The organism is Pseudomonas sp. AC169, from assembly GCF_979258515.1.
In genome coordinates this window covers 4,944,988-4,971,054 of record NZ_OZ409866.1, presented here as the reverse complement: position 1 = coordinate 4,971,054, position 26,067 = coordinate 4,944,988, and the positions used below count along the sequence as shown (strand labels likewise).

Sequence of the window (26,067 nt, the reverse complement as noted above, 5' to 3'; positions counted from 1 at the left end):
CCCTCAGGGCCGGTAGAAACTCAGTTGTTGTACAGATCGATGATCGCACTGACCGCCTGGGTCTTGACCTTCGAGGCATCGTTACGTGCCTGCTCGATCTTGTCCAGGTAAGCCTCGTCGACGTCGCCGGTGACGTACTTGCCGTCGAACACCGCACAATCGAAGTTTTCGATCTTGATCTTGCCGCCACCGACCGCTTCGATCAAGTCAGGCAAATCCTGATAGATCAGCCAGTCAGCGCCGATCAGATCCGCCACGTCCTGAGTCGAACGGTTGTGCGCGATCAGTTCGTGAGCGCTCGGCATGTCGATGCCGTAGACGTTCGGGAAGCGTACCGCCGGTGCGGCCGAGCAGAAGTAGACGTTCTTCGCGCCGGCTTCACGGGCCATCTGGATGATCTGCTTGCACGTGGTGCCGCGTACGATCGAGTCGTCGACCAGCATTACGTTCTTGCCGCGGAATTCCAGCTCGATGGCGTTGAGCTTCTGGCGCACCGACTTCTTGCGCGCCGCCTGGCCCGGCATGATGAAGGTCCGGCCGATGTAACGGTTCTTGACGAAACCTTCGCGGAATTTCACGCCCAGGTGGTTGGCCAGCTCCAGCGCCGCCGTACGGCTGGTGTCCGGAATCGGGATGACTACGTCGATGTCGTGCTCTGGACGCTCGCGCAGGATTTTCTCGGCGAGCTTCTCACCCATGCGCAGACGGGCCTTGTAGACCGACACGCCGTCGATGATCGAATCCGGACGCGCCAAGTAGACGTGTTCGAAGATGCACGGGGTCAGGGACGGGTTGGTCGCGCACTGACGGGTGTGCAGCTTGCCGTCTTCAGTGATGTAGACCGCTTCACCCGGTGCCAGGTCGCGAATCAGGGTGAAACCGAGCACGTCCAGCGAAACGCTTTCGGACGCGATCATGTATTCGACGCCTTCGTCGGTGTGACGCTGGCCGAACACGATCGGGCGGATGCCGTGCGGATCGCGGAAACCGACGATGCCGTAACCGGTGACCATCGCCACGACAGCGTAACCACCGACGCAACGGTTGTGCACGTCGGTGACGGCAGCAAACACGTCTTCTTCGGTCGGTTGCAGCTTGCCGCGCTGGGCCAGCTCGTGAGCGAACACGTTGAGCAGCACTTCCGAGTCGGAACTGGTGTTGACGTGACGCAGATCGGATTCGTAAATCTCTTTGGCCAACTGTTCAACGTTGGTCAGGTTACCGTTGTGCGCCAAGGTGATGCCGTACGGCGAGTTGACGTAAAACGGTTGGGCTTCGGCCGAAGTCGAGCTGCCCGCGGTCGGGTAACGGACGTGACCGATACCCATGTGGCCGACCAGACGCTGCATGTGACGCTGTTGAAACACGTCACGCACCAGGCCATTGTCCTTGCGCAGGAACAACCGGCCATCATGGCTGGTCACGATACCGGCAGCGTCCTGGCCGCGGTGCTGGAGCACGGTTAGCGCGTCATACAGCGCCTGATTGACGTTCGACTTACCGACGATACCGACGATGCCACACATGCGACGCAACCCCTACTTAATGGATCTGAACTGAACAACACTCACTGAGGCGTTTTCGCCGACGGCAAGAGTTGCTCCTTGAACGGAATATCAGCGGGTACGCTGATTCCGCTGGCAAGCCACTGACTGCTCCACCCGAGAATCAGGTTTTTGGACCAATCAGCGACCAATAGAAATTTTGGTACGAGCTGTGATTCTTTCCACCACCCGTCCTGCTGTACCGGCCCCAGGCTCAACAGCCCGACCGCCACGACCACCAGCAACACGCCACGCGCTGCGCCGAAGGCCATGCCGAGGAATCGATCGGTCCCGGACAACCCGGTGACGCGTACCAACTCGCCGATAAGATAATTGATCATTGCGCCCACGATCAGTGTGGCGACAAACATGATGGCACAGCCCGCGATCACGCGAGCCGATGGGGTTTCGATGTATCCGGCGAGGTACTCGGACAATGAGCCACCGAACATCCAGGCGACGACTCCTGCGATGATCCAGGTCACCAGCGATAATGCTTCCTTGACGAAGCCGCGGCTCAAACTGATCAAAGCGGAGATGGCGATGATTGCAACGATCGCCCAGTCAACCCAGGTAAATGGCACAGTGCAGCCTACAGACGGATAAGGCGGCGCATTTTAGCAGAGCGCATGCCTCTCGGTAAGCTGCGATTGTCAGTGCATTTCAATCGAGGCGATAGTTTTTAGCCGCGCTCAGGCTGGAAGCGTACAACAAAACCCTTGAGGTTCTGCTGACGGCCCAGCAGATCACGCAGACGATCGGCTTCGGCACGCTCGATCAGCGGCCCGACGAACACGCGATTCTTGCCATCGGCCGAACGGATATAGGCGTTGTAGCCTTGACTGCGCAGGGTTTTCTGCAGGCTTTCAGCGCTGGCGCGGCTCGACAGGCTGGCCAGTTGCACCGACCAGCTCACCGACAGACCATTGGCATCGACGCGGCTTTGCGTGGTGTCCGGCTTGCTCGCTGCGGCGCCCGGCCCAGCGGTGATCGGCTGCGCAGGCGCAGGAATCGGTTTCGAGGTTGGCGGTGGCGTGGCTGGCTTGACGATCTGCGCGGGCACTACCGGCGCCGCTGCAACCGGCGCCGAAGGCACCTCTTGTTCGGCAACCTCGTCATCGGTTGGTACCGGCTCTTGCGGCAAGGCTTGCGGCTCAGGGACGGCCACCGTTTCCATCTGCACTTGTGGCACGGCAGGCGCTTGCGGGGCGGCAGGTGCCTCGACGGTTACCTGACGCTGCTCATCCTGACGGGAAAACAGCATCGGCAGGAAGATCACCGCCAGCGCAACCAGCACCAAAGCGCCAACCATGCGCTGCTTGTACGCTTTATCCAGCAAAGCCATTTGCCGCTTCCTCCGTGGAGCGCCGGGCCAACCATTCAAGGGCCTCGGCGACACAATAAAATGATCCGAACAACAGAATCTCGTCGTCGCTTGTAGCCACTGCGCACTGACCGTCGAGGGCGGCGGCGACACTGTCGTAAGACGTGACCGAGGCGCCAAGGTTCTGCAATGCAGCGTTTAATTCAACCACCGGACGTGCACGCGGCGAATCCAGCGGCGCAACGGCCCAATGCTCGACACTAGCATTCAATTCGCCGATAACACCATCCAGATCCTTGTCGGCCAACAAACCGAACACCGCCAGACGCTTGCCGACCGGCGGCCGGGACGCCAGACGACGGGCCAGGTATTCGGCGGCATGCGGGTTGTGCCCGACATCCAGCAACACATTCAGGCGTTTGCCGTTCCATTCGAAGGAACGACGATCCAGCCGCCCGACCACGCGAGTCGCCTGCAATGCCGCGACAATCTGCTGAGCATTCCACGGCAACCCGAGCAGCAGATACGCCTGCAATGCCAGCGCGGCGTTTTCCATCGGCAGATCGAGCAGCGGCAAGTCACGCAGCTCAACCACCTGACCCTGCGCATCGGTACCGCGCCATTGCCAGTGCTGGTCGGTAATACCGAGGTCAAAATCCCGCCCACGCAGGAAGAATGGACAGGCCAGTTCGCGCGCCTTGTCGAGCAACGGTTGTGGAGGACTCAGATCGCCGCACAAGGCAGGCTTGCCCTGACGGAAGATGCCGGCCTTCTCGAAAGCCACGGATTCGCGGGTATCACCTAGATAATCGGCGTGATCGACGCCAATGCTGGTAACCAGCGCGATGTCGGCATCGACCACATTGACCGTATCCAGACGCCCGCCCAGCCCGACTTCCAGCACCACCGCATCGAGCCTGGCCTGTTGAAACAGCCAGAACGCCGCGAGGGTGCCCATTTCGAAATAAGTCAGGGAAGTGTCGCCGCGCCCGGCCTCGACTGCTGCGAAGGCTTCGCACAACTGCGCGTCAGTGGCTTCGACGCCATTGAGCTGCACCCGCTCGTTGTAACGCAGCAGGTGCGGAGAATTGTAGACACCAACGCTCAGGCCCTGCGCGCGCAGCAACGAAGCCACGAAAGCGCAGGTCGAACCCTTGCCGTTGGTGCCGGTGACCGTGATCACCCGAGGCGCCGGCTGGCCCAGCCCCATGCGGGACGCTACCTGTTGCGAACGCTCCAGACCCATGTCGATGGCCGAAGGATGCAACTGTTCAAGGTAGGCGAGCCATTCGCCAAGGGTGCGCTCGGTCATAGGCCGGCAGGGACCGGCGGAACCACGATCGGCTCGATTGGCGCGGCGACGAATTTCGGCGTCGGCTTGCCAGTCATTTGTGCCAGCAGATTACCCAGGCGTGGACGCAGTTCCTGACGGTGGATGATCATGTCGATCGCACCGTGTTCCAGCAGGAATTCACTGCGCTGGAAGCCTTCCGGCAGTTTTTCACGTACGGTTTGCTCGATAACACGCGGACCGGCGAAGCCGATCAGGGCTTTCGGCTCACCGACGATGACGTCACCGAGCATCGCCAGACTCGCCGAAACACCGCCGTAAACCGGGTCGGTCAGTACGGAGATGAACGGAATGCCTTCTTCACGCAGACGCGCCAGCACAGCCGAAGTCTTGGCCATCTGCATCAGCGAGATCAGCGCTTCCTGCATGCGCGCACCGCCGGAAGCGGCGAAGCAGATCATCGGGCAACGGTTTTCCAGGGCGTAGTTGGCAGCGCGCACGAAGCGCTCGCCAACGATGGCACCCATCGAACCGCCCATGAAGGCGAATTCGAACGCCGAAACCACCACCGGCATGCCCAGCAAGGTGCCGCTGACGGAGATCAGCGCGTCTTTTTCGCCAGTCTGCTTATGGGCAGCGGTCAGGCGATCCTTGTACTTCTTGCCGTCACGGAATTTCAGACGGTCAACCGGCTCCAGATCGGCGCCCAGTTCGTTGCGACCTTCGGCATCGAGGAAGATGTCGATGCGCGCACGTGCGCCGATGCGCATGTGGTGGTTGCATTTAGGGCAAACGTCCAGGGTCTTTTCCAGCTCCGGACGATACAGCACCGCCTCGCAGGACGGGCATTTGTGCCACAGACCTTCAGGCACCGAGCTCTTCTTGACCTCGGAACGCATGATCGAAGGGATCAGTTTGTCTACTAACCAGTTGCTCATGCTTTCTTTCTCCAGTACCGGCGGCTCGAACGCTCTGGTTCGCAGCCCCGCGTATGCCCTTCAGCTAAATTCATGTGTGTGGCGATGATTGGTGGACAGCCACGGTCAGCGCGAAACATGACCTGCGTGCGATCCAGAAACCCTCAGCCGCGCCTGCTTTGTGCAAGTGCATTGATGGACGGCGGCAGACTGCCAGCCGTCACATCAATATGGCGCTTTGCGTACAGCGTCAATGAACGCGCGAATCTTTGCGTGATCCTTGATGCCCTTGCTCGCCTCTACCCCACCGCTGACGTCTACCGCATAGGGTTTTACCCGATCCACGGCGTCTGCGATGTTCTCCGGAGTCAAACCACCCGCCAGAATCAACGGCTTGCTCAACACCTGCGGAATCAATGACCAGTCGAACGCCTCACCGGTTCCGCCGGGCACGCCCTCAACGTAGGTGTCGAGCAGCACACCGCTGGCGCTCGGGTAGGCATCAACCGCTGCCGCGATGTCATCACCGGCCTTGACCCGCAGCGCCTTGATGTAAGGGCGATGCCAGCCTTCGCAATCTTCAGCGACTTCATCGCCATGGAACTGCAACAGATCCAGCGGCACGGCATCGAGGATTTCCCCCAACTCGCAGCGGCTGGCGTTGACGAACAGGCCCACGGTGGTCACGAACGGCGGCAATGCCTGAATAATCGCTCGCGCCTGCTGTACCGTCACCGCACGGGGGCTCTTGGCGTAGAACACGAACCCGATCGCATCCGCCCCGGCCTCAACGGCGGCCAGCGCATCTTCCATGCGGGTAATCCCGCAGATCTTGCTGCGAACGGCTGACATAACGAGAAAAACTCCGAAGTAAAATCCGGGAAAGTCCCGGATGGTAACAAATGCGTTCGAGGGCGTCAGCCGTCAAGTTCGGAGAAACCCGTAAGGAAATGTGGCCCGATAAAACGCTCGGGCAACGGGAATTCGTCGTGGTACTCGACCTGCACCAGATACAAGCCGTACGGATGCGCCGTGACACCGCCGGAGCGACGCTCGCGACTTTCCAGCACTTCCTTCATCCACTCCACCGGACGCTCGCCAGCACCAATGGTCATCAGAACGCCGGCGATGTTGCGCACCATGTGATGCAGGAAAGCATTGGCGCGGATGTCGAGCACAATCATCTTGCCGTGACGGGTCACCCGCAGATGATGCATCTTCTTGATCGGCGATTTGGCCTGGCACTGGCCGGCGCGGAACGCACTGAAATCGTGGGTGCCGATCAGGTATTGCGCGGCCTCGGCCATGCGCTCGACGTCCAGCGGACGGTGGTTCCAGGTGATTTCTTCGTTGAGATGCGCCGGGCGGATCTGATCGTTGTAGATCACATAGCGATAGCGCCGGGCGATGGCTTTGAACCGCGCATGGAAATGCGCCGGCATCACCCGCGCCCAACTGACGCTGATGTCATGGGGCAGATTGATGTTGGCGCCCATGACCCAAGCTTTCAGCGATCGATCAACGGTTGTATCGAAATGCACCACTTGCCCGCAGGCATGCACGCCGGCATCGGTACGCCCGGCGCACTGTAGCGAAACCGGTGAATTGGCCACTTTCGACAGCGCTTTTTCGAGCTCTTCCTGCACCGTTTTCACACCGGTCAGCTGACGCTGCCAGCCGCTGTAGCGCGAGCCTTTGTACTCAACGCCCAGCGCGACGCGGTAAAAGCCGTCGGGGGCCATTTCGGCGACCGGGTTATCTATGTTTGCCAAGGTGGGACAGCCTGCTGTTTGTGCAAAGGCGGGCATTATAAGGCTGTGGTTCAGGGATGCCAGAGGGTTCTCTGTCGCCTGAAACACCGCTTTCGCGAGCAAGCTCGCTCCCACAGGGGAAATGCATTCCAAATGTGGGAGCGAGCTTGCTCGCGAAAGCGCTGGATCAGACACCACTGGATCCGGCACAAACAAAAACGGCAGCCTCACTGGGCTGCCGTTTCGTTTACCGCTGGACTGATTACAAGCTCGACAGCATTTCCTTGGCCTCGCCACGCTGCTTCTCGTCACCCTCGGTCAACACTTCGTTGAGGATGTCGCGTGCACCGTCGCTGTCGCCCATATCGATATAGGCCTGAGCCAGATCGAGTTTGGTCGCCGCCTCATCGGTGCCGGCGAGGAAGTCGAAATCGTCTTCACCCAGGTCACCACCGATTGCCGCATCGGCTTCGGTGAAGGTCGGCTCGGCAATGCTTTGCGACAGACGATCCAGCTCGGCATTGACGTCGTCCAGCTCGGCGGCAAATGCATCAGGCTCGGCCGGTGGGTTGGAATCCATCTCGTCCGCCAGCGACAGATCGAAATCGGCCGGCAGTTCCAGATCGTCTTGCGGCACGTCAGCCACGACTGGCGGCTCGACCGGCGACAGATCCTTCACGCCATCGTCCAGATCCAGCAGGAAGTCGTCTTCAGCCAAGGGGGATGGCGACGGTTCGGCGCCGAGATCCAGATCCAGGTCGAAGTCCGACAGATCATCCAGGTTCTCTTTGATATCAGTCTGCTGTTGCAGCACCGATTCGAAGCTCAGGTCATCGTCGGACGGGAACTCGTCCAGCTCGACCGGCGCTTCAGGCTCAACCACAGGCGCAGGCTCTACCGGGGTGATGTTGTCGAGATCGTCCAGGCTCAGATCAAACGCGCTGTCCAGATCGTCTTCCACTGGCGCCGGCTCAGGCACTTCAGGCTCATCCAGCAGCAGATCCTTGACGTATTGCGCGTCCAGCTCGGCAGCCACGGCAGCAGCGGCCAGACCCGCCGCAGCGACGACGGCCATAGCCGGGAAGCGGCTTTTCAGCTCTTCGACCTTGGCGAAGTTGTCGCCATTGGCCACCAGTTGACGCTCCTGACCAACGAACGCATCGCGATCGCCCTGCTGACCGTAGACTTCCATCAGTTTCAGACGCAGGTCACTGCGCTGCGGCTCCAGGCTGACGCCCTCTTCCAGCAGCGCGGCAGCCTGATTCAGGCGACCGGCGTTGATGTGCGACTGCGCCTTGTCGAGCACGTCATCGGAGCGCTCGGCGGCCGGCGCCACCAGTGGCGCGGCAATCGGTTCAGCCATCACGATCGGCGCCACTACCGGAGCCACGACTGGAGCGGGAGCAGGCGCCGGGGTGTTGAGCTTGACGCTAGCGGCCGGAGTTTCCAGACCTTCGAAGCTGCTTTCCGGCAGATCCTGCTCGGCGGAGAACTCTTGCTCTTCCGACAGCGCACGAGCCATGCGCATGTGCTTCTCGGCCTCTTGCTGCGCTTTGCGGCGACGCGCCAGCAGCAACAACAGGAGCAGCAGAACAACGGCGCCGCCACCGACCAGACCCAGCAGGATCGGGTTGGTCAGCAGCTCGTTGAAGGTCTTTTCCTCATCGGCGGCAGGCTTGGTTTCGACAACCGGTTCGACCACTGGCTCAACCGGCGTCTCGGCGGGTGGCGCAATGGCAGATTCTGGCGTCGGCGATGCCGGTGCTGCTTCTGCAGGAGTAGCCGGCGGTGTGGCAGCCAGCTCAGCAGTGATCGCCGGAACCGGCGCCACCGCGCCGTTCGCGGCCGGCGCAGCACCCGCCCCTTCAGCCTGCAGTTTCGCCAGTTGATTGTTCTTCAGCTCGATCAGTTTTTGCAGCTTGTCCAACTGGCTTTGCAGATCGGACATGCGGCTTTTCAGTTCCTCGTTGTCACGACGGGTCGTGTCGAGGCTTTCCTGAGTGACCGCGAGCTTGTTGCTCAGCGCCTTGGCGTCACCCGCCGGGCCTATGCCGCGCGCCTTGGCGCTTTCAGCAGAGACCAGGCTCAGATTGTCCTGGGCGTTCTGTGCCGCACCGGTATTGCCGCGACCACGGTTGGTCGCATCGAGCTGCTGCTGACCGGTGCCCGGCTTGGCCACATAACGACGACCCTGACGCCAGGCTTCGTTCTGCGCCGCCACTTCGGCAATGGCTTTCGATTGCGGCAGCGCCGTGCTTTGCACGGAATCAGGCAGACGCAACACCTGACCGGTTTTCAGGCGGTTGATGTTGCCGCCAATGAACGCATCCGGATTCAGGGCCTGAATGGCCAGCATGGTCTGCTGCACAGAGCCACCATTGCGCGCCTTCGCGGCAATTTCCCACAGGGTGTCGCGCGGCGTGGTGGTGTATTGCGTCGGGTGCGTAGCGCCAGTGGTCGGCGCGGTAATGGTCTGCGACGGCGCCGGTTGCGCGGCAGCGTCAGCGGTCTCGGGAGAAAACTTCGAGGGATCGAGCAGCACGCTGTAGTCACGCAGCAGACGGCCGTTCGGCCACATCACCTGCACGAGGAATTTCACCATCGGTTCCGACAACGGTTTGCTCGAGGTGACGCGCAGCACGCTTTTGCCGCTGGCGTTGAGCACCGGGGTGAAGGTCAGATCATTGAGGAAGGCCTGGCGATCAACACCGGCCTTGGCAAAGTCTTCAGGTGAAGCCAGGCTCGGCACCACTTCGGCAGAGGTGAGATCCTTGACGTCGAGCAACTCGATCTCGGCCACCAGCGGCTGGTTCAGGGTCGACTTCAGGGTCAGCTCCCCGAGCCCGAGGGCATGCGCCATACCGGAGGACAGCGCCGAGGCGGCCGCTATTGCTAACACCAGTTTGCGAACTTGAACCATAGCCTCATCCTTTGTTTGAACGTTCCTCGGCCAGCGAGAAGATGTTGAATACCGCTGCCGTAAGGCATTGCGCGCGACGACGACAGATGTCGCGCGCGATCATTTCTTTGATGCCCCGGAAAGTCCCGGAGGGTGACACGTTATCAAGCGATCTGGGCAAGCATAGCGCTCACCTAGAATCAGTCGACAAATTGTTGCCAAGTATCTTTTACAGCAGGTCTTTTATCAACAATTCAGCCACCTGCACAGCGTTAAGGGCCGCGCCTTTGCGTACGTTATCTGACGTCAGCCACAGATTAAGTTCCGCCGGGTCGTCGACACCGCTGCGCACGCGCCCGACATAGACCACGTCCTGCCCTACCGCGTCACCCACTGCAGTCGGGTAATCGCCGGCCTCGACCAGCTCGATCCCCGCTGCATTTTCGAGTGCAGCGTTGACTTTGACCAGGTCGACGGCCTTCTTCGACTGCAAGGTCACGCTAAAGCTATCGCCAAAAAACACCGGGGCTTGAACGCAAGTTGCGGAAATCTTTAATAAAGGCAACGCCAGCACTTGGCGCAATTCGCGCACCAGACGTTTTTCCAGCAGCGTGTGGCCTTGTGCATCAGGCGTGCCGACCTGGGCCAGCAGGTTGAAGGCCATCTGCCGATCGAAGAAGGTTGGTTCCAATGGACGCATGTTCAGCAGTTCGGCAGTCTGCCGCGCCAGTTCGGTGACGGCCTCGCGGCCCTGAGCGGAAACGGCCAGATTGGCCGTGACATTCACATATTGCAGGTCGATCAGATCGAGCAGCGGCGCCAGTACCACGGCCAGCGAAGTGGCCGACGGACTTGGGCTGCTGACCTGGAACGGCGCTTTCAAACCGGTGAGTACATCGGCGTTGGCTTCGGGTACCACTTGCGGTGCTTGATCGGCCGGCAAGGCTCCTGACAGGTCAATCAGCGAGCAGCCGGCGGCGTGGGCACGAGCGGCATAGCTCAGAGTGATGGCCGGGCCGGCGGCGAAAAACACCAGTTTGACCTTGCTGAAATCGAACTCGTCGACTTCACGCACGCGTACGTTCTTGTTGCGGAACAGTACTGAGCTGCCGGCGGACTCGCTGCTCGCCAGCAGGTGCAGGTTGCCGACCGGAAAGTCGCGTTCTTCGAGAATTTGTACGAGGGTTTCGCCGACAGTACCGGTGGCGCCGATCACGGCAATATCTAGGGTCTGGGTCATGGTGCGAGCCTCTGGCGAAACGGGGGGAGCGGCACTTTACCGGGTGACTGGCGCACAGGCAATTTCTGCCCACCCGGATCGTTCCCACGCTCCGCGTGGGAATGCCGCATCGGACGCTCCGCGTTCGGCTTGTAAAGGGACGCGGAGCGTCCCGGGATGCATTCCCACGCAGAGCGTGGGAACGATCGGCATAAAAAAACCCGCACCTCTCTCAAGGCACGGGTTGTTTCATTGCTTCAAGCGATCAACGCTCCAGCAAAATCCGCAACATGCGACGCAGCGGTTCGGCCGCGCCCCACAGCAGTTGGTCGCCGACGGTGAAGGCACCGACGAATTGCGAACCCATGTTCAGCTTGCGCAGACGACCCACCGGAACATTCAGGGTGCCAGTAACCTTGGTTGGGCTCAGCTCCTGCATGCTGATTTCGCGCTGGTTCGGCACCAGTTTGACCCAAGGGTTGTGCTGGCTGATCAGCCCTTCGATATCAGCGATCGGCACGTCTTTGTTCAGCTTGATGGTCAGTGCCTGGCTGTGGCACCGCATGGCGCCGATGCGCACGCAGATACCGTCGACCGGGATCGGACTCTTGAAGCGACCGAGAATCTTGTTGGTCTCGGCCTGGGCCTTCCACTCTTCGCGGCTCTGACCGTTCGGCAGTTCCTTGTCGATCCACGGGATCAGGCTGCCGGCCAGCGGTACGCCGAAGTTTTCCGTCGGGTACGCTTCGCTGCGCATGGCATCCGCTACGCGACGGTCGATATCGAGGATCGCGCTGGCCGGATCGGCCAGTTGATCGGCAACAGCAGCGTGAGTCGCGCCCATTTGCTTGATCAGCTCACGCATGTTCTGCGCGCCGGCACCGGAAGCCGCCTGATAGGTCATGGCGCTCATCCACTCGACCAGACCGGCTTCGAACAGGCCACCCAGGCCCATCAGCATCAGGCTGACGGTGCAGTTGCCGCCGATGTAGTTCTTGGTGCCCGCGTCGAGCTGCTGATCGATGACCTTGCGGTTGACCGGATCGAGAATGATCACGGCGTCATCGTTCATGCGCAGGCTCGAGGCCGCGTCGATCCAGTAACCCTGCCAGCCGGCTTCGCGCAGCTTGGGGAACACTTCGCTGGTGTAGTCGCCGCCCTGGCAGGTCAGAATCACGTCGAGGGTCTTCAGCTCATCAATGCTGTAAGCATCCTTGAGCGGAGCAATGTCCTTGCCCACGGACGGGCCTTGGCCACCGACGTTGGAAGTGGTGAAAAACACCGGCTCGATTAGATCGAAATCCTGCTCTTCCAGCATCCGCTGCATGAGCACGGAACCGACCATCCCGCGCCAACCGATCAGACCTACACGTTTCATCGCAACTACACCTTCTTGAAAAGTGGGCCGCTGCTTTGTATTGAATTTCGCAGCGGGCCCGAGAGATTACAGATTCCGCAGCGCGGCGACTACTGCGTCGCCCATTTCCTGCGTACCGACTTTGCTGCAACCGGCCGAATGGATGTCACCAGTGCGCAGGCCTTGATCCAGCACGACGCTGACGGCTTTCTCGATGGCATCGGCCACGTCGTGCAGATTGAAGCTGTAACGCAGCATCATCGACACCGACAGGATGGTCGCCAATGGGTTGGCGATGCCTTTGCCGGCGATGTCCGGAGCGGAACCGTGGCAAGGCTCGTACATACCTTTGTTGTTGGAGTCCAGCGAGGCCGACGGCAGCATGCCGATGGAACCGGTAAGCATCGACGCTTCGTCGGACAGGATGTCGCCGAACATGTTGTCGGTGACGATCACGTCGAACTGCTTCGGTGCGCGCACCAGCTGCATGGCGGCGTTGTCGACGTACATGTGGCTCAATTCGACTTCCGGGTAATCCTTGGCCACTTGCTCGACGACTTCACGCCACAGCTGGCTGGACGCCAGTACGTTGGCCTTGTCCACCGAGCAGAGCTTCTTGCCGCGAACCATGGCCATGTCGAAACCGACACGGGCAATGCGGCGGATTTCGCTTTCGCTGTACGGCAGCGTGTCGTAGGACTGACGCTCGCCGTTTTCCAGGGTACGGGTGCCACGCGGCGCGCCGAAGTAGATGCCACCGGTCAGCTCACGGACGATGAGGATGTCCAGACCGGCAACGATTTCCGGCTTCAGGCTCGAAGCCTCGGCCAGTTGCGGGTACAGGATCGCCGGACGCAGGTTGCCGAACAGACCCAGTTGCGCACGGATTTTCAGCAGACCGCGCTCTGGGCGGATGTCACGTTCGATGGTGTCCCATTTCGGGCCGCCAACGGCGCCCAGCAGGACTGCATCGGCAGCGCGGGCACGGTCGAGGGTTTCATCGGCCAGCGGCACGCCGTGCTTGTCGATGGCCGCGCCACCGATCACATCATGGCTCAGCTCGAAGCCCAGGCTGTACTTGTCGTTGGCCAGTTCCAGCACCTTGACCGCTTCGGCCATGATTTCCGGACCAATACCGTCACCTGGGAGAATCAGAATCTGCTTGCTCATGCTTTCCTCGTGTCTTCAGTCGGTGCGCCATCTGAGGCGCGCCCGGAAAAATTCTTAGCGCTCAGCCATCAATACGATTACATCTGTACTAAACGAGCCGTCGGCATCAATCTCAAAATATTCGCGCACTTCATTGCCCATCGACTGCTGCAACTGGCGGATCGCTGCGCGCATCACTTCCGGTGTGCGCATGCGCTCAACCCAACTGGTGTATTCCAGACGCAGGCGCTGACGCGTGGTACTGCGCACATGCAAACCGGCTTCGCTGACCTGACGCAGCCATTCTGCAGCGGAATAATCGCGCACATGGCTGGTGTCGCGCAGCACTTCGACGCTTTGCAGGTAAGTGTCGAACAACGGACTGCCCGGTGACAACACATCCACGAACGCCGCCACACCGCCCGGCTTCAGCACCCGACGCACTTCGCGCAGGGCCACGCCGAGATCGCTCCAGTGATGCGCCGAATAACGGCTGAACACGAAGTCGAACTCGCCATCGGCAAACGGCAGGCGCTCGGCGGCGCCGTTGACCGTGGCAATGTTGTGCATCTTGCGATCAACGGCAGCGGCGGCGACCACGTCGAGCATTTGCTGCGACAGGTCGTAGGCGACTACTTCCTTGACCAGCGGTGCAACGTGGAAACTGACGTGACCGGCGCCGCAACCCAGATCCAGCACCCGCGCCTCGCCCTGCCCGGCCAACTCAGCTTGTAGCAGTGCGAATTCGGTGCCTTGAGCGTGAACGGCGCTGCTCAGGTAGGCGGCGGCCTGTTCACCGAATTGCTTCTGGACAACCTGAGTGTGTTGGGCGGTGCTGGTCATGGTTACATCCTTCTGGGTTTTAGCCTTGTATTGCCTGGACTACCGCCTTCGCGAGCAAGCTCGCTCCCACACTTGAAATGCATTCCCCTGTGGGAGCGAGCTTGCTCGCGAAGAGGCCAGCCTGAACTGCATCAATTCAAAACTTGCTTATGCGTCGCGGAACAACCACGGCTGGCTAACCCGGTGCTTGGCCTCAAACGTCGCAATCGCATCGCCGTCCTGCAAGGTCAGACCGATATCGTCCAGACCGTTCAACAGGCAGTGCTTGCGGAACGCATCGATCTCAAAGCTGTACACCTTGCCATTCGGGCTGGTCACTGTCTGCGCCTGCAGATCGACCTGCAGTTGATAGCCCGGCTCAGCCTCGACCTGCTTGAACAACTCATCAACCTCAGCGTCGCTCAAGATGATCGGCAGCAAGCCGTTCTTGAAGCTGTTGTTGAAGAAGATGTCGGCATAGCTCGGCGCGATGATGCTGCGGAAACCGTATTCTTCCAGCGCCCATGGCGCGTGTTCACGGCTCGAGCCGCAACCGAAGTTCTCGCGGGCCAGCAATACGCTGGCGCCTTGATAACGCTCGGCGTTGAGGACGAAGTCCTTGTTCAGCGGACGCTTGGAGTTGTCCTGATACGGCTGGCCGACATCGAGGTAGCGCCACTCGTCGAACAGATTCGGGCCGAAACCGGTGCGCTTGATCGACTTCAAGAACTGCTTCGGAATGATTTGGTCAGTGTCGACGTTGGCACGATCCAAAGGCGCGACAAGACCAGTGTGCTGGGTAAAAGCTTTCATGCTGCGCTCCTTTAGATCAATTCACGAACGTCGATGAAACGACCGTTCACCGCTGCCGCAGCCGCCATGGCCGGGCTGACGAGGTGGGTACGGCCACCGGCGCCCTGACGGCCTTCGAAGTTACGGTTGGAGGTCGAGGCGCAGTGTTCGCCGGACTCCAAACGGTCCGGGTTCATCGCCAGGCACATCGAGCAACCCGGCTCACGCCATTCGAAACCGGCTTCGAGGAAAATCTTGTCGAGGCCTTCAGCCTCAGCCTGCGCCTTCACCAGACCCGAACCCGGCACCACGATCGCTTGCTTGATGGTCGAAGCGACTTTGCGGCCCTTGGCGATCACCGCCGCAGCGCGCAAGTCTTCGATCCGCGAGTTGGTGCAGGAACCGATGAACACGCGGTCCAGTTGAATGTCGGTGATCGCCTGATTGGCGGTCAAACCCATGTACTTCAAGGCGCGGACGATCGAGTCGCGCTTGACCAGATCCATCTCTTTGGCCGGATCCGGCACGTTCTGATCAACTGCCAAAACCATTTCCGGGGAAGTGCCCCAGCTGACTTGCGGCTTGATCTGCGCAGCGTCGAGTTCAACCACGGTATCGAATTTGGCGTCAGCGTCGGAGACCAGATCTTTCCACGCCTCGACAGCCATGTCCCACTCCGCGCCTTTCGGGGCGAATGGACGGCCCTTCACGTAGTCGACGGTCTTCTGATCCGCTGCCACCAGACCGACGCGGGCGCCGGCTTCGATGGACATGTTGCAGATGGTCATGCGGCCTTCGACGGACAAGTCGCGGATCGCGCTGCCAGCGAATTCGATGGCGTGGCCGTTACCGCCGGCGGTGCCGATCTTGCCGATCACCGCGAGGACGATGTCCTTGGCGGTCACGCCGAACGGCAATTGCCCTTCAACGCGCACCAGCATGTTTTTCATTTTCTTCGCGACCAGGCACTGGGTGGCGAGCACGTGCTCGACCTCGGAAGTGCCGATACCGTGAGCCAACGCGCCGAACGCGCCGTGGGTCGAGGTGTGCGAGTCGCCGCAGACCACGGTCATGCCCGGCAAGGTCGCGCCCTGCTCCGGGCTGATCACGTGGACGATGCCTTGGCGCACATCATTCATCTTGAACTCGACGATGCCGTATTCATCGCAGTTGTCGTCGAGGGTCTGAACCTGCAAACGCGAGACCTGATCGGCAATGGCTTCGATGCCGCCCTTGCGCTCTGGGGTGGTCGGTACGTTGTGGTCCGGGGTCGCGATGTTGGCATCGATGCGCCAAGGCTTGCGCCCGGCCAGACGCAGACCTTCGAAGGCTTGCGGCGAGGTCACTTCGTGGATGATGTGACGGTCGATGTAGATCAGCGCAGAGCCATCGTCGCGCTGCTTGACCAAATGCGAATCCCAGAGCTTGTCGTAGAGCGTTTTGCCGGCCATCAGACGGTTCCTCATCAGCTTGTTTCTATGCCCTGGGCTTATCAATAACCCTTTGGCTTGTGAGGCCGATCCTATGGGGTTAGATTAAATAACTCAAATTCATATTTTTTATGCTTTGGATAACCAACTGGAATACGAACATGGATCTGGCCAACCTCAACGCTTTTATCGCGATTGCCGAGACCGGCAGCTTCTCCGGCGCCGGCGAACGGCTGCACCTGACGCAACCGGCGATCAGCAAACGCATCGCCGGGCTGGAGCAGCAATTGAAGGTGCGCCTGTTCGACCGACTCGGTCGTGAAGTCGGCCTGACCGAGGCCGGCCGCGCCCTGCTGCCCCGGGCTTATCAGATTCTCAACGTGCTCGACGACACCCGCCGTGCCTTGACCAATCTGACTGGTGAAGTCAGCGGGCGCCTGACCCTGGCCACCAGTCACCACATCGGCCTGCACCGTTTGCCGCCGCTCCTGAGGGAATTTACCCGCCGCTACCCACAGGTGGCGCTGGATATTCAGTTCCTCGATTCCGAAGTGGCCTACGAAGAGATTCTCCATGGGCGCGCCGAATTGGCGGTCATCACCCTGGCGCCGGAACCTCACGCACTGGTCAAGGCCACGCCCGTGTGGGACGACCCACTGGATTTCGTAGTCGCCCCGGAGCACTCGCTGATCAATAACGGCGCCGTCAGTCTGGCGGACATTGCCGGTCATCCGGCGGTTTTTCCCGGTGGCAACACCTTCACTCACCACATTGTCCAACGTTTATTCGAGGCCCAAGGCCTGACGCCGAACATCGCCATGAGCACCAACTACCTGGAAACGATCAAGATGATGGTCTCCATTGGTCTGGCCTGGAGCGTCTTGCCACGCACCATGCTCGACGAACAGGTGGCGAGCATCGTATTGCCGGGCATACAGCTCAGTCGCCAGCTAGGCTATATCTTGCACACCGAACGGACGCTATCGAATGCGGCAAGAGCCTTTATGGCCTTGCTGGATGCACAGATCGATCTGCCAGGGACTTAAGGCCAACTTGTGCTACTCCTATAGAGCCGCTGCCCCTGTGCCTAATGCCACCATCAGCTCAAGGCCTGTCCACGATGCCGAAATCTGTTGACCGAATTCCGCCGATGCCGCGTATCCAAGCGATTGACCCGCGTCATTCCGAGCAGAGCTGGGAGAGCGCGCCGCAATTGCTCGCCGCGCTCAACGGCGCACGGCTCGGCGCCTGGTACTGGGACATCGAGCGCGGGCAGATCAGTTGGTCGCGTGGCACCCAGGCCTTGTTCGGCTTCGATCCGCGGCAACCGCTGCCAGAAGACCTCGAATACCTTGACTTGCTGCCGCCGGAAGACCGCGCAAAAACCGTTCGCGCCTTCCACGCGGTGATTGCCGGCGCGCCGCTGGAACAAGCGATGCACCACCGCATCCGCTGGCCTGACGGCAGCCTGCACTGGCTGGAGATCAACGGCAGCCTGTTGCCGGACAAAAACGGCCGTCCCCGAATGATCGGGGTGATTCGTGAAATCACCCACCAGCGCCAACGCGAACAGGCGCTGAGCAGCTCGGAGAAACGTTTCGCGACACTTTTTCACCTGTGCCCGAACATGGTCCTGCTGACCCGCCAGGAAGACGGCCTGATCAGCGAAGCCAATCAGTATTTTGAAAGTCTGTTTGGCTGGCCGGTGCAGAGCGCCATTGGCCGGACCACACTGGAACTGGGCCTGTGGGTGCACCCGGAGCAGCGCGCCGAGCTGGTCAAGAAGACCAACAACAAAGGCGAACTGATCGCCATGGAAGTGCAGTTTCGCGCCAGCAACGGGCAGATTCACGACGGCATTCTCAGCGCGCAGAAAGTCGAACTCGAGGGCCAGCCCTATCTGCTCAGCACGTTCCTTGATACCACCGAACGCAAAGCCGCCGAACACGCCTTGAAGGACAGCCAGGAACGCCTCGATCTGGCGCTGGATTCGGCACAGCTCGGCACCTGGGACTGGCACATCCCCAGCGGCATGCTCTACGGCTCGGCCCGAGCCGCACAACTGCACGGCCTGGAGCCGAAACCGTTTCATGAATCGTTTGAAGAGTTTTTCGAAGGCGTGCCCGGCGAAGAGCGCGACAGCATGCGCGACGCCTACCGCAGCCTGCGCGAAGGCCCGGCGGGCAACTATCAGCTGACCTATCGCGTGCAACTGCCGGACGGCAGCTCACGCTATCTGGAAAGCCGCGCCCGCCTCTATCGCGATGACAACGGCGCGCCGCTGCGCATGGCCGGCACCTTGCTCGACATCACCGACCAGGTCGAGCGTGAACAGCGGCTGGTGGCCTCGGAAGAGAAATTCGCCACGCTGTTCCAGGTCAGTCCCGATCCGATCTGCGTCACCCGTCAGGACAGTGGCGAGTTCATCGAAATCAATAACAGCTTTACCCAGACTTTCGGCTGGAGCGCCGCCGACGTGATCGGCCACACCGCCGAAGAAATCGGCCTGTGGGACGCCTCGGCAAAAAGCCTGCAACGCATTGAACGGGTGATCCGCGAACAGGGTTTGAGCAATGTCGCGATCATCGTCCAGCACAAGGACGGCCAGTCGCTGACCTGCGTGATTTCCAGCCGTCAGATCAGCGTCGGCGATCAACCGTGCATCGTCACCACCCTGCGCGACATTACTCAGCAACAACGCTCGGAAGCGGCACTGAAAGCCAGTGAAGAGAAATTCGCCAAGGCGTTCCACTCCAGCCCTGACGCGATCACCATCACCGAGCGCGACACCGGGCGTTATCTGGAGGTCAACGACGGTTTCTGCCGCCTCACTGGCTATCGCGCTGAAGATGTCGTGGGCAAAACCGTATATCAGGTGGGTATCTGGGCCGAGGAAAAACAGCGCTCGGCGTTACTCGCCGAGTTGCAGATCAAGGGGCGCGTGCATCATCAGGAAATGCTCGGGCGCAACAAACGCGGGGAAATGCTGACGGTGGAGGTCTCGGTCGAACCGATCACCCTCAACGAAACCGCGTGCCTGCTGCTGACCGCCCGAGACGTCAGCCTGCTGAAAAACGCCGAAGCGCAGATTCGTCATCTGGCCTATCACGATCCGCTGACCAACCTGCCCAACCGCGCGCTGCTGATGGATCGCCTGAGCCAACAGATCGCCCTGCTCAAGCGCCACAATCTGCGCGGCGCGTTGCTGTTCCTCGATCTCGACCACTTCAAGCACATCAATGATTCGCTCGGTCACCCGGTCGGCGACACCGTGCTGAAGATCATCACAGCGCGACTGGAAGCCAGCGTGCGCATGGAAGACACGGTCGCGCGCCTCGGCGGCGATGAGTTTGTCGTCCTGCTCAGCGGCCTCGAAGGCTCGCGCAATGAAGTCAGTGCGCAAGTGCGCAATCTGGCTGACACCCTGCGCGAATTGCTCTCGGAACCGATGTTCCTCGACGGCCAGCGCCTGCAAGTGACACCGAGTATCGGCGTGGCGCTGATTCCCGATCACGGCTCGACGCCGACCGATTTGCTCAAACGCGCCGACATTGCTCTGTACCGGGCCAAGGATTCCGGGCGCAACACCACGCAGATGTATCACAACACCATGCAGAAAGCCGCCAGCGAGCGGCTGCGCATGGAGACCGACTTGCGTCTGGCGCTGTCACGCGGTGAATTCAATGTGCACTTTCAGCCACAAGTCGACGCCCGCGACAACCGCATCATCGGCGCCGAAGCCCTGGTGCGCTGGAATCACCCGGAACTGGGGGCGCAGTCGCCTACCGAGTTCATCAAAGTGCTGGAAGACAGCGGGCTGATTCTCGAGGTCGGCACGTGGATTCTTGATGAGGCCTGCAATGCGTTCAAACAACTGATCGCGCAGAAACGGGTCGACCCGCTGAATTTCAGCCTGTGCGTGAACATCAGCCCGCGACAGTTCCGCCAGAACGATTTCGTCGAGCGCATCGAACACAGCATGACCAGCCACGGTCTGCCCTGCTCGCTGCTGAAACTGGAGATCACCGAAGGCATCGTCATCCAGAACCTGGAAGACACCATCAGCAAAATGCGCCGCCTGAAAAAGCTCGGCGTGAGCTTCGCCATGGATGACTTCGGCACCGGTTATTCTTCGCTGACTTACCTCAAACGGCTGCCGGTAGACACGCTGAAAATCGATCAGTCGTTTATTCGCGATGCGACCACTGACCCCAACGATGCCGAGATCATTCGCGCGATTGTCGCCATGGCGCGCAGCCTCGAGCTGGAGGTGATTGCCGAAGGTGTGGAAACCCCCGAGCAGCTTGCGTTCCTGCAAGGTTTGGGCTGCCATTTGTATCAGGGCTATCTGCACAGTCGACCGGTTGCACTGGAGGATCTGAAAAAGCTCCTGCCATAACCGGTGCACGTTGCAACAGAAGCGCAATTGCCACGGTTGGCGGCAACCTGTAGGGTCGCGGTTTTTGCGCCGTTTCGAGATCTGTCATGCAGGATGCATCCCTCCCCCGCCCGGCTCTGCTGGGTATCGACCTTGGCACCACCAACAGTCTGATCGCCGTCTGGCAGGACGGTCAGGCACGCCTGATTCCCAATGCTCTGGGCGATGTACTGACACCCTCGGTGATCAGTCTCGATGAAGACGACACGATTCTGGTCGGCAAAGCTGCTCGCGCCCGCCTGACCACACACCCGGAACGCAGCGCTGCGGCGTTCAAACGCTTCATGGGCAGTGATAAACAAGTCCAGCTCGGTACACGTCAGTTCAGCCCGGAAGAATTGTCGGCGCTGGTGCTCGGCTCACTCAAGCAGGACGCCGAGGCCTTTCTCGGCCACCCGGTGTCGGAAGCGGTGATTTCCGTACCGGCGTATTTCAGCGACGAACAACGCAAACGCACGCTGTTTGCCGCTGAACTGGCCGGGCTCTCGGTGACGCGTCTGATCAACGAACCGACGGCCGCCGCCATGGCTTACGGGCTGCATGAGCAGAAATTCGAACGCACGCTGATCTTCGATCTGGGCGGCGGTACCTTCGACGTCACCGTGCTGGAATACGCTTTGCCGCTGATCGAAGTGCACGCCTCCACCGGCGACAACTTTCTCGGCGGCGAAGACTTCACCGCTGCGCTGTTGCAGGCCTGCCTGAAACACTGGCAACTGACCCCGGCCATGGTCGACGCGCAAAGCATGGCCAGCCTCGGCGATGCGCTGGAGCAGCTCAAATGCAAACTCGGCGAAGGCACTCAACACCTGAGCTGGCGCCACGCCGACAAAACCTTCGAATGGTCACTGGACGAAGCGGCGGCGGTAAAAGTCTGGGAACCGTTGCTGGCGCGTTTGCGCGCACCGATCGAGCAAGCCCTGCGCGATGCCCGCCTCAAGCCCCGCGACCTCGACAGCCTGGTATTGGTCGGCGGCGCCACGCGCATGCCGGCGGTGCAGCAGATGGTCGCGACGCTGTTCGGGCGCCTGCCGTACCGGCATCTTGATCCGGATACCATTGTTGCGCTGGGGGCGGCGACGCAAGCGGCATGCAAGGCTCGCGACGGTGCGGTTGAAGAGTTGATTCTGACGGATGTCTGCCCGTATACGCTGGGGATTGCGACCCTGCGTGGCGAAGGCATCAAAGGCGCTTTCTCACCGATCATCGAGCGCAACACCATCATCCCGACGTCAAGGGTGGAGCGCTATTACACCACCCAGCCCAAGCAATCGGTGCTGCGCATCGCCGTCTATCAGGGTGAGCGGCCGTGGGTGTGCGACAACATTCTGATTGATGCTTTCGATGTCACGTTGACGCCCACTGAGCACATCCAGGAGCTGGACGTACGCTTCAGCTATGACATTAACGGTTTACTCGAAGTCGACGTCACCTTGCTGGAAACCGGCGAGCGTCACAGTCACAGCATCGACCGCAGCCCCACTGGCCTGGATGAGCAAGCACGCCGAGACAGCCATAACCGGCTGTCGACACTGAAAGTCCATCCACGCGATGCGCTGCCCAACCGCACGTTGCTGGCCCGCCTGGAGCGGGCATGGATGCAAAGCCTCGGCGAGCAACGCGAGCAGATTGCCGAATGGTTGCACAACTTCACCCGCGTGCTCGGCGGCCAGCAACCCTCGGAGATCGCCAGCCATCGCTCAGAGCTGAACAAGGCGCTGGATCAACTGCGTCTCTAACCGTTGAGCCGCCGCAAGGCAGCCTGCAAGCCGCCGGACAGCATCTCAGAGTCACCGCTGTCCGGCGGCACACCATAGCGGTTGGGCAACTTGTCACCGGCAAGCCCGAACAGCACCAACGGCAGGAATGGCAGGACCGGCGTCAGCGCCATGAAAATCAGCAACGTCGGAATGCCTCGGCCCATGTCGTGCAAACGGCGCAGAATGGCGCCGAACACCAGCAGCACGCCCAATAGCAGGATAAGAATGCCAGCGCCCGTGGTGCCACTGACCAGCCCGGCCACCGGCGCAATCACCACGCAGGCCAGAACTTGAGCGATAAAAGCCTTGCGCCCCAACCGCGAGCCCAGACGCCAGATCGCTGTCGCCGGTACCGGCTGCACATCGCTTTTCGCCAGCAGTAGTCGTTCCGACCAGGACAATAACGCGGACAGGGCCAGGCGCAGCCCGACGCTGTTCTGCGAATCATCCTTGCCCTGTTGCAACTGCCGCAGGACCCGCGTCTTCGGCACGCCGGCAGCGCCATAACGAATCAAGCCCTTCAGCGTGTCCAGCGCCTCGTACGCCAACAGTTTGTCGACACCAAAATCCGTCAGTACTTTGCGCGGCGGCCACACCGGTTCGCCCTTGATCAAGCCGTCACGAAAGCCTTCGAACCAAGCATCCTCACAACTGATCGCAGCAATTGACTGCAGCAGTGCGCGATGCTGCTCGGCACTCAGGCTCGGGTCGTGATAGAGCACGCCCCAGAACATCATCAAACCCAGCAAGTCGTCGCCGCATGCCGCACGATCACTTTCGAGGCAGGTGTAAAGCAGGCTATTGGCTGGCAACCGCACGCTGTCGAGTGCCTGCTGTACGCTGAACAATTGCTGCACCAGCAAACCGTGCACCGGATCATTGCCTTGCAGCCATCCGAGCAAACCGTTGCAATTGCCTTGCTCGCGCAGCAAGCGCCGCAGCAGTGGGTGCAGGCGACTCAAAGGATGGGCCGGATTGAAGGGCAGGCGCTCCAGGCACTGCACATCAATCATTTGCAGCCAGCGTTCGGACTGGCCCAGCAACGCCAGCAAGAACAAGGTCTGCGCGTGCCACTCCCAAGTGGCCTCACCGAGCCCGACCGGTGGCAACTGAATCCCGCGTCGGCTCAACTGCAGAATCAAATCGAGTTCGGACAAATCACAGTCGTCTTTGACCGCAGCCAGCTTGAACGCATCTGCCAATCGCTCCAGCGCAGCGTCGCTGTAAGGCCGCAAGCGCCGCAACCACAGACGACAGACCTTGTGCGGCTCGCCGTCGGTCAGCACCTGCGGCAATGACCGCGAACCTGAGTCCGCGGCGCTGAACGCGCTCATGGCCAGCGCAATCGGTGCCCTGCGCAACCAGCTCAGATGTTGCTCAGCCTGATATTTGAACCCGCTCATCACCAGGCTTTCGAGGGCATCGATCGGCAGCGGTGCATCCACAATCTGCTGCAACAGCGCCGTATCACCGCGATGCAGCGCCCAGGCATGCCGGTACAGATGCAGCAATCGGCTGTCGGCATTTTCGCCCAGCAATTGCGCGAGCAATGGCAGTTCATCACCGGTCACGCGCCAATCGACAAAGCTTTGCGCAAGGCTCTCAAGCTTTAACCGCCCGACACCCAACCAGCGGTTCAGGGTCTCGGGGTGCTGTGACGGACTGCCATACACTTGGTCGCCATCGCCAAGATCCTCCGGCCAGCCAGAGATGCCCTGCAGGCGATCGAATGCCTGAATCAGCAGGGGCAGAAAAGTCGGCTGGCGCTTGGCGCACATTTCCAGCAGACGACTTTCCGCCATCGGATGGCGATGCTCGTTCCACAGCCGGATCCAGCACGGCAATGCCTGATCGTCCCGCCCGAGCAGACTGCTCTGACAGGCCAACAGGTAAAGCCAGTCGACATCGTCCGGTGCTGCAGCCTGATGTTCGATACAGCACTGCAAAAACGTCGGCCCGCCGATACCCGCCTGAGTGAACTGCACCAGGAGACGCTTGAGGAACGCAGCATCATTCGGCAACGGCAGGCAGGTGTGCCGACTGGCGAAGTCGGCGAACTCGTGGAGTGGCCGCTGGCTGAAGATAAAATCGAGGCTGCGGGCGTACCAAAGCGATTCGGTCTGGGCGGCCTCTGACCATGTGCTCATCAGATCCGTGTCGAACGGGTCCGGCGTTTCGATTCGCTGCAGAAAGAATCCCACCTGATGCGCGTCGTCGAAGCCCAGATCCAGCAACTGTTGATCCCAGGCCATGCGCTTGGCCAACAGATTCGCGCAGCGGTACGACAACGGACCGGCGTCGGCCATCCGGTGGTACAGCGGCCAGCTGAGTTCATCGAGCACGTCCAGCGACAGCTCATCCAGCCCTCGAACAAAGGCCTGCCACGCGGCGAAATTGAACCGGCGCGCGGGATCATCCAGCAGCTCGCAAAAATCGCCGAACACTGGAGGGACCTCAACGACAGTCTGTTCTGAGGCTTGGAACTCGTACTCGTCCTCGGGATCTTCTTCCTCTTCCTCACGCGCCAGACGCAGGGCGTTTTCGTAGGCCATGCGCAACGCCTGGAAACCTTGCGGATCGGTCTCCGGGTGATGCGCTGGCAAACGTGCGCGGTAAGCATTACGAATCAGGGTTTCGTCGGTGGTAGGCTCGATGCCCAGGCGGATCCAGCAACTCATGACCAGTCGAACTCCTTGAGCGATGCCGGACGTGGCGGCAAGTCAATTTCCATGTGCCACGGTAAATCAGCCAGAAACTGAGGAATGTTCTCGGCAAGGCCGCGGGCAATCCGCACGTTAAGGGCGCTGGCGCCTTGTCGATCCAGTTCGCGCGTAAGCTCATCGTCGCTTGCGCTCAGGCACGACCAAAAGGTCCGACCCACCACAAAGCCATCGAAGTAAGCCATCCAGCTGCCGTAGTGAAATTGCGCTCTGAGGGCCAAACGGCTGTGCAGCCAATTGCTTTCGTCGAGGTCAATCCACTGATTGCGCACCGCGCAACGCAAGAGAAAACCCATGCGGCCATAGTCCCAGGACAATATCCCGCCCGGCCCGCAACTGCCGAACGTGCGACTGGCAAACTCATGCAGGACCCGTTCACGGGGGGAGAGATCTTCAAGCAAGGCCTGCCATTCACTCGGCAGACAACGCTGCCACGCCAGATAGGCTGCGCTGAGGTGTTTGGCATGGCCGTCGTCGGTCATCCGTTCGAGCATGTCGAACAGTTGCCCACGATCATCGATACCCCAACTGTCCTGCAGATCGATGTAGCGATCGTTGCAGAACGCCGGGTCGTCGTAGCTGGCGCCGGTATTGATCGCCGCCATTGGCGCAGACAGGGCGCACAGCCAGCGCTGTTGAATCTCGTCCATGAAA

The 26,067-nt window shown here is 60.6% G+C and carries 19 protein-coding genes; 3 read left to right on the top strand and 16 right to left on the bottom strand.

The genetic code is table 11. From position 1 onward, the window contains the following. Positions 1-20: 20 nt before the first annotated feature. From purF to leuC, 14 genes are all read right to left on the bottom strand, one after another. The gene (purF, locus tag ACZZ0G_RS22155) at positions 21-1,526 is read right to left on the bottom strand and encodes an amidophosphoribosyltransferase (protein WP_016984539.1); all 1,506 of its coding nucleotides are present in this window, start codon (positions 1,524-1,526) and stop codon (positions 21-23) included. Positions 1,527-1,567: 41 nt separating this feature from the next. Further along, positions 1,568-2,128 carry a CvpA family protein gene (locus ACZZ0G_RS22150; RefSeq protein ID WP_007913461.1) on the bottom strand — a complete coding sequence of 187 codons (561 nt, stop codon included), beginning with the start codon at positions 2,126-2,128 and terminating at the stop codon, positions 1,568-1,570. Between the two features lie 98 nt (positions 2,129-2,226). Further along, positions 2,227-2,889: an SPOR domain-containing protein gene (locus ACZZ0G_RS22145; protein ID WP_463557522.1), complete on the bottom strand. Its 663-nt coding sequence runs from the start codon at positions 2,887-2,889 to the stop codon at positions 2,227-2,229. Beyond that, positions 2,873-4,180, bottom strand: a complete 1,308-nt coding sequence (gene folC / locus ACZZ0G_RS22140) for a bifunctional tetrahydrofolate synthase/dihydrofolate synthase (RefSeq protein WP_463557521.1) — start codon at positions 4,178-4,180, stop codon at positions 2,873-2,875. Before folC ends, ACZZ0G_RS22145 begins: the two co-directional genes overlap by 17 nt. Further along, complete coding sequence (accD, locus tag ACZZ0G_RS22135) at positions 4,177-5,097, bottom strand: acetyl-CoA carboxylase, carboxyltransferase subunit beta (protein ID WP_463557520.1); 921 nt, start codon at positions 5,095-5,097, stop codon at positions 4,177-4,179. The genes folC and accD overlap by 4 nt, the downstream gene beginning before the upstream one ends. A gap of 204 nt (positions 5,098-5,301) precedes the next feature. Next, positions 5,302-5,928 (bottom strand): phosphoribosylanthranilate isomerase, encoded by a 627-nt coding sequence (locus ACZZ0G_RS22130; protein ID WP_463557519.1) that lies wholly within the window; start codon positions 5,926-5,928, stop codon positions 5,302-5,304. 65 nt (positions 5,929-5,993) lie between these two features. Then, positions 5,994-6,818 (bottom strand): tRNA pseudouridine(38-40) synthase TruA, encoded by an 825-nt coding sequence (gene truA, locus ACZZ0G_RS22125; RefSeq protein WP_463558875.1) that lies wholly within the window; start codon positions 6,816-6,818, stop codon positions 5,994-5,996. A 271-nt stretch (positions 6,819-7,089) separates the two neighbouring features. Further along, positions 7,090-9,747 (bottom strand): FimV/HubP family polar landmark protein, encoded by a 2,658-nt coding sequence (locus ACZZ0G_RS22120; protein ID WP_463557518.1) that lies wholly within the window; start codon positions 9,745-9,747, stop codon positions 7,090-7,092. Positions 9,748-9,955: 208 nt separating this feature from the next. After that, on the bottom strand, positions 9,956-10,966 hold the full coding sequence (locus ACZZ0G_RS22115; protein WP_463557517.1) for an aspartate-semialdehyde dehydrogenase: 1,011 nt from the start codon (positions 10,964-10,966) through the stop codon (positions 9,956-9,958). Positions 10,967-11,210: 244 nt separating this feature from the next. After that, complete coding sequence (gene asd / locus ACZZ0G_RS22110; protein WP_007913448.1) at positions 11,211-12,323, bottom strand: aspartate-semialdehyde dehydrogenase; 1,113 nt, start codon at positions 12,321-12,323, stop codon at positions 11,211-11,213. Between the two features lie 66 nt (positions 12,324-12,389). Further along, the gene (gene leuB / locus ACZZ0G_RS22105; RefSeq protein ID WP_463557516.1) at positions 12,390-13,472 is read right to left on the bottom strand and encodes a 3-isopropylmalate dehydrogenase; all 1,083 of its coding nucleotides are present in this window, start codon (positions 13,470-13,472) and stop codon (positions 12,390-12,392) included. Positions 13,473-13,526: 54 nt separating this feature from the next. After that, positions 13,527-14,294 carry a class I SAM-dependent methyltransferase gene (locus tag ACZZ0G_RS22100; RefSeq protein ID WP_463557515.1) on the bottom strand — a complete coding sequence of 256 codons (768 nt, stop codon included), beginning with the start codon at positions 14,292-14,294 and terminating at the stop codon, positions 13,527-13,529. 147 nt (positions 14,295-14,441) lie between these two features. Further along, on the bottom strand, positions 14,442-15,086 hold the full coding sequence (leuD, locus tag ACZZ0G_RS22095) for a 3-isopropylmalate dehydratase small subunit (protein ID WP_236428489.1): 645 nt from the start codon (positions 15,084-15,086) through the stop codon (positions 14,442-14,444). 11 nt (positions 15,087-15,097) lie between these two features. Then, on the bottom strand, positions 15,098-16,516 hold the full coding sequence (leuC, locus tag ACZZ0G_RS22090; RefSeq protein WP_016984527.1) for a 3-isopropylmalate dehydratase large subunit: 1,419 nt from the start codon (positions 16,514-16,516) through the stop codon (positions 15,098-15,100). A gap of 140 nt (positions 16,517-16,656) precedes the next feature. Between leuC and ACZZ0G_RS22085 the strand changes: the two genes are divergently transcribed. From ACZZ0G_RS22085 to ACZZ0G_RS22075, 3 genes are all read left to right on the top strand, one after another. Further along, the gene (locus ACZZ0G_RS22085) at positions 16,657-17,541 is read left to right on the top strand and encodes a LysR family transcriptional regulator (RefSeq protein ID WP_220558417.1); all 885 of its coding nucleotides are present in this window, start codon (positions 16,657-16,659) and stop codon (positions 17,539-17,541) included. A gap of 74 nt (positions 17,542-17,615) precedes the next feature. Continuing rightward, positions 17,616-20,894, top strand: coding sequence for a sensor domain-containing protein (locus ACZZ0G_RS22080; protein WP_463557514.1), 3,279 nt, complete (start codon positions 17,616-17,618; stop codon positions 20,892-20,894). An 86-nt stretch (positions 20,895-20,980) separates the two neighbouring features. Further along, on the top strand, positions 20,981-22,672 hold the full coding sequence (locus ACZZ0G_RS22075; RefSeq protein ID WP_463557513.1) for an Hsp70 family protein: 1,692 nt from the start codon (positions 20,981-20,983) through the stop codon (positions 22,670-22,672). On the opposite strand, the gene ACZZ0G_RS22070 is transcribed toward ACZZ0G_RS22075, so the two are convergent. Then, on the bottom strand, positions 22,669-25,371 hold the full coding sequence (locus ACZZ0G_RS22070) for a DUF805 domain-containing protein (protein ID WP_463557512.1): 2,703 nt from the start codon (positions 25,369-25,371) through the stop codon (positions 22,669-22,671). The two genes, ACZZ0G_RS22075 and ACZZ0G_RS22070, sit on opposite strands and share 4 nt — an antisense overlap. Beyond that, the gene (locus tag ACZZ0G_RS22065; RefSeq protein ID WP_463557511.1) at positions 25,368-26,063 is read right to left on the bottom strand and encodes a DUF1266 domain-containing protein; all 696 of its coding nucleotides are present in this window, start codon (positions 26,061-26,063) and stop codon (positions 25,368-25,370) included. The genes ACZZ0G_RS22070 and ACZZ0G_RS22065 overlap by 4 nt, the downstream gene beginning before the upstream one ends. Between the last annotated feature and the right edge of the window lie 4 nt (positions 26,064-26,067).